The sequence below is a fragment of the Aureimonas sp. AU12 genome (assembly GCF_001463705.1).
Lineage (GTDB): Bacteria > Pseudomonadota > Alphaproteobacteria > Rhizobiales > Rhizobiaceae > Aureimonas.
The window spans coordinates 1-4,811 of record NZ_BBWH01000050.1; the positions used below are offsets into that span (position 1 = coordinate 1).

Sequence of the window (4,811 nt, forward strand, 5' to 3'; positions counted from 1 at the left end):
CGACCCGCCTGCGGCCGTCCGCCGCCGCCGCCGCCGCGTTCGAAGCCGCGGCCTCCGTTCGCGGCGCCCCCTCCCCCGCCGCGCCAGTCCTCCCGGTTGCCGCCGCCCCCGCCGCCATAGGAGCCGCCGCCCTGCCCGCGCCGGCTTGGTGCCGGGCCGAAAAAGGCGCGCAGCCGCTCGTCGACGTCCTGTCCGTAGTGCCGGCGCACGCTCTCGTCGGCGATGCCGCGCACCAGACCCTTCAGCCGCTGCTCGAGTTCGGCGCGGCGCTCGGGCGTATCGAACGTGCCGGACGCCGTCTCGCGCATCCAGAGGAGGTCGGCGAGCGGACGGGCCTGCACCAGCACGCCGCGCATCGCCTCCGTGCCGCTGTCGCGGATGAGATCGTCGGGGTCCTTGCCGTCCGGCAGCAGGGCGAAGCGCAGCGAGCGGCCGGGCTTGAGCAAGGGCAGCGCCAGTTCCGCGGCGCGGTTGGCCGCCTTCAGCCCGGCGGCGTCGCCGTCGAAGCAGAGGATGGGCTCGGGGACGGTGCGCCAGAGCAGGTCGAGCTGCCGGTCGGTCAGCGCCGTGCCGAGCGGCGCCACCGCATGTTCGAAGCCCGCCTGATGCAGCGCCACGACATCCATGTAGCCTTCGGCGACGATCAGCGTCCCCGCCGCCTTCACCGCGCGCCGGGCCGAGGCGAGGTTGAAGAGAACCTGCCCCTTGTGGAAGACCTCGGTCTCCGGCGAGTTCAGGTATTTCGCCGAAACGTCGGCCGAGAGCGCCCGTCCGCCGAAGGCGATCGCCTGCTCGCGGGCGTCGAGGATCGGGAAGATCACCCGGTCGCGGAACCGGTCGTAGGAGACCGCGATCCCCTCGCCGTGCACCACGAGGCCGGCCGCCTCGACCTCGGCCTTGCCGACGCCCTTGGCGGCGAGAAACTCCTTCAGTCGGTTGCGGCTGTCGGGAGCGTAGCCGATGGCGAACTGCTTCTGGACGGTGGAGTTGAGGCCGCGATCGCGCAGATAGGCGCGCGCCTTGGCGCCGTCGGCCTCCTGAAGCGTCTGGCGGAAGAAGTCGGAGGCGAGGCGCAACGCGTCGAGGATCGTGGCGCGGGCCTCCTCGCGCTTTTCGGCCTCCGCGTCGCGCGCCGGCATCGGCACGCCGGCCTCGGCCGCCATGCGCTCCACCGCCTCGGGGAAGCTCATGCCTTCGAGCTCGGTCAGGAAGCGGAAATGGTCGCCCGAGACCCCGCAGCCGAAGCAGTGGTAGCGGCCCTTGGCGTCCTCGCAGTGGAAGGAGGGCGACTTCTCGCCGTGGAACGGGCAGCAGGCCCACCAGTCGCCGCGCGAGGCCTGCGTCTTGCGCCGATCCCATGTCACGCGGCGTCCGATCACGTCGGAGATGGGGACGCGCGCACGGATCTCGTCGAGGAAGCTGGGAGGAAACCGCATGGTCTGGATATCGTCGCGCGAGCGGGCGAATGCCAATCCTATTTGCGCGAGAGCCGCGCGCGGGTGTCTTATCCACCCCTATCCACAGGCCCGCAAGCGCCCGCGATCCGGCTCGATGCCTGGCGCGCGGACGCAGGGCCACCGAGGAGACGCCGCCCCATGCCCCCGATCCTCCACCTCGCCGACCTGCCGCTCGAAGGCTTCCAGCAGGGCACGCGCTACCAGTCGCGGGATACGTCGATGACCGAGCGCCTCGGCCTGACGAAGCTCGGCATCTCCTACAGCGAGGTGCCGCCCGGCAAGAGTGGCTGTCCGTTCCACAACCATCTCGCCGAGGACGAGATCTTCGTGGTCCTGGAGGGTACGGGCCTCTATCGGTTCGGCGCCGACACCCATGCGATCCGGGCCGGCGACATTCTCGGGGCGCCCGCCGGCGGGGCAGAGACGGCGCACCAGATCCACAACACCGGCGACACACCGCTGCGATATCTCAGCCTGTCGAACCAGGCGCCCGCCGATGTCGTCGAATATCCCGACAGCGGCAAGTTCCTCGCGAAGGCCACGGATGCGGCGGGCCGCCGCTTCCGCTTCGTCGGGCGCCCAACGAGCGAGGTCGACTACTGGGACGGCGAGCCCGGCGCCTCAGTCGCGCCCGCTTTGACGCGCCGGCCCGGACGGCCTATCCAGAGCGCCGTCCCTTCCGCAGCCTTCGAAGTCGCCCCATGGACCAGACCCCCGCCATCCTGCCCGAGCTGAAAAGCCTTCGCGACTCGATCGACAACATCGACGCGGCGATCATCCACATGCTCGCCGAGCGCTTCCGCTGCACGCAGCGGGTCGGCGTTCTCAAGGCCGAGCACGAACTGCCGGCGGCCGACCCGGCGCGCGAGGCGCGGCAGGTTTCGCGCCTGCGCGAACTGGCGTCCACCGCACAGCTCGATCCCGATTTTGCGGAAAAATATCTGGCCTTCGTGGTGCGCGAGGTCATCCGCTACCACGAGGCCACCGCGCGCGAACTGTCGGAGAAGACGGCGCGCTGAACGCGGCTGGGGAGAAGACGGCGCGTTAAAGTCGCGGAAGCAAACGCACGCCGCGCTCGAGGCGGCGCGCGCGAAGGCTCAGCGCAGCAGGCCGCGCACGAGGCCGGAGGCCTGCGTCAGGCTGATCTGGTCGTGATAGCGCGCCTTCAGCGCGTTCATGCAGCGGCCGACGTCGCGAAGCCCCTTCGAGCCGGTCTCGGATACGGCCTCGCGGCAGGCCTGCTCCAGTTCGCTCACTGTCACGGGGCGCGGCAGGAACTCGTTGATGACGGCGATCTCGGCGCGCTCCAGCAGCGCCTCGGCGCCGTTCCCGGCCTCCTCGAGGCGGCGCGAGGCGCATTCGCGCTGCGCCACCATGCGCCCCAGCATCTCGGCGATCTCGCTGTCGCCAAGGCGCGGGCGACCGGCCGCCCGCTGCGCCTCGTCGCGGTCGCGCAGCGTCGCGCTCACCAGACGCAGGGTACAGGTGCGCCGCTTGTCGGTCCCCGACTGTGCGGCATGAAGGGCGGCTGCGATCTCGTCGCGCATGGAACTCGTCCTGTTGCTCTCGTCCCGCGTCCGTCGGGATGCGGGTTCGGCGTCGGCCGTCCCCCGACATCGGTCGGACGAAGCGAGCCTAGCTCTCGAAACTTGCTGGGAAGTGTGGATGGGAACCGCGGATCGCTGCCGCCTCGTCGCCGTTCCCGCGACGCATGATGCTCTTCTCGCCCCGTCAAGACCGTGTGGACCGAACATGCCTGATATGGGGACGGCTCCGCGCCGTCGCTGCATCGGCGAACCGAATGTGACGAAATGATTAAGGCCGGCGACGTTGCGTTGCAAGATGGCGGGCGTTGACGCCTGTGCATGGCTGGTTTTCGGTGGGCGATGGGTTGCGCGACGAGGCGTCAGGCGCGATAGAAACGCTCCGGAAGGGCTCGGCCGCTTGAGCGGCCCCCGCGCGCCCGATGGATCCCGAACGGAGTGACCGACATGAGCGAGAGCTGGACGCAGCGCAAACCCACGGCTCTCCTCGTCCTGGCGGACGGAACGGTGATCGAGGGCGACGGTCTCGGCGCGGTCGGCGAGGCGCTCGGCGAGGTCTGCTTCAACACCTCGCTCACCGGCTATCAGGAGATCCTGACGGATCCCTCCTACGCCCGGCAGATCGTCACCTTCACCTTTCCCCATATCGGCAATGTCGGCGCCAACGACGAGGACATCGAAGACCTCGTCCCCGCCAACACGATCGGCGCGGTCGGCGCCATCTTCCGCGCCGAGGTCTCGGCCCCCTCGAACTACCGCTCGGCCGGCGGCCTCGACGCCTGGCTGAAGACGCGCGGCGTCGTGGCGCTGTCGGGCGTCGACACGCGCGCGCTCACCGTGCTGATCCGCGAGAAGGGCATGCCGAACGCCGTCATCGCCCACGCGCCCGACGGCGTCTTCGACATCGAGGCCCTGAAGGAGAAGGCACGCGGCTGGTCCGGCCTCGAAGGGCTGGATCTGGCCAAGGACGCCGTGTCCTCGCGCACCGAGGTCTGGACGGAGGGCCCCTGGGCCTGGAACGCCGGCTATGCCGCCGGCGAGACGCCGCGATACCGGATCGTCGCCATCGATTACGGCTCCAAGCGCAACATCCTGCGCCTGATGGCCGGCCAGGGCGCGGAAGTCGTGATCGTCCCCGCCACCGCCGGCGCCGAGGAGATCCTGAAGCATGCGCCCGACGGCATCTTCCTGTCGAACGGCCCCGGCGACCCGGCCGCCACCGGCGAGTACGCCGTGCCGGTGATCCGCGAACTGTCGAAGACGGGCATTCCAATGTTCGGCATCTGCCTCGGCCATCAGCTTCTGGCGCTGGCGCTCGGCGGGCGCACCGAGAAGATGCACCAGGGCCATCACGGCGCCAACCATCCGGTGAAGGACTTCACCACCGGCAAGGTCGAGATCGTCTCGATGAATCACGGCTTCGCGGTGGACGCGGCATCGCTGCCCGAGACGGTGGAGCAGACCCACGTCTCGCTCTTCGACGGCACCAATTGCGGGCTTCGCCTCAAGGACGCGCCGGTCTTCTCGGTGCAGCACCATCCCGAGGCCTCGCCCGGGCCCCAGGACTCGCACTACCTCTTCCAGCGCTTCTTCGCGATGATCGACGACCACCGGGCCGGCCGCAAGGCCGCCTGAACGGCTTCACCGGCCGCCGGGAGATCCAAGATACGAAAAAGGCGCCGGGATCCCCGGCGCCTTTTTTAATGTCGGACAGGTGGCTACCCTCTGCCGTCAGGCGAGGCGGAACAGCTTCATGAGCCGGCGCATGCGGGCGCGAAAGCCGCAGCTGAACGTGGCATGGCGGTGCAGG

General features: G+C 69.8%; 5 protein-coding genes. 3 read left to right on the forward strand and 2 right to left on the reverse strand.

Annotation, left to right across the window (positions count from 1 at the left end; genetic code table 11):
• The coding region (gene dnaG / locus AUL33_RS19730) for a DNA primase (protein WP_062212502.1) at positions 1–1,436 on the reverse strand (1,436 nt) is incomplete at its 3' end.
• 159 nt (positions 1,437–1,595) lie between these two features.
• Between dnaG and AUL33_RS19735 the strand changes: the two genes are divergently transcribed.
• Entirely contained in the window at positions 1,596–2,192 is a 597-nt protein-coding gene (locus AUL33_RS19735; RefSeq protein ID WP_082652763.1) for a cupin domain-containing protein, read from the forward strand.
• Positions 2,159–2,476 (forward strand): chorismate mutase, encoded by a 318-nt coding sequence (locus tag AUL33_RS19740; RefSeq protein WP_062212490.1) that lies wholly within the window; start codon positions 2,159–2,161, stop codon positions 2,474–2,476. The genes AUL33_RS19735 and AUL33_RS19740 overlap by 34 nt, the downstream gene beginning before the upstream one ends.
• Before the next feature lie 78 nt (positions 2,477–2,554).
• Here the strand turns inward: AUL33_RS19740 and AUL33_RS19745 are convergent, their stop codons facing one another.
• Complete coding sequence (locus tag AUL33_RS19745; RefSeq protein WP_062212494.1) at positions 2,555–3,004, reverse strand: GatB/YqeY domain-containing protein; 450 nt, start codon at positions 3,002–3,004, stop codon at positions 2,555–2,557.
• 444 nt (positions 3,005–3,448) lie between these two features.
• On the opposite strand from AUL33_RS19745, the gene carA reads away from it, so the two are divergent.
• Positions 3,449–4,636: a glutamine-hydrolyzing carbamoyl-phosphate synthase small subunit gene (carA, locus tag AUL33_RS19750; RefSeq protein ID WP_156419508.1), complete on the forward strand. Its 1,188-nt coding sequence runs from the start codon at positions 3,449–3,451 to the stop codon at positions 4,634–4,636.
• The last annotated feature ends 175 nt before the right edge of the window (positions 4,637–4,811 follow it).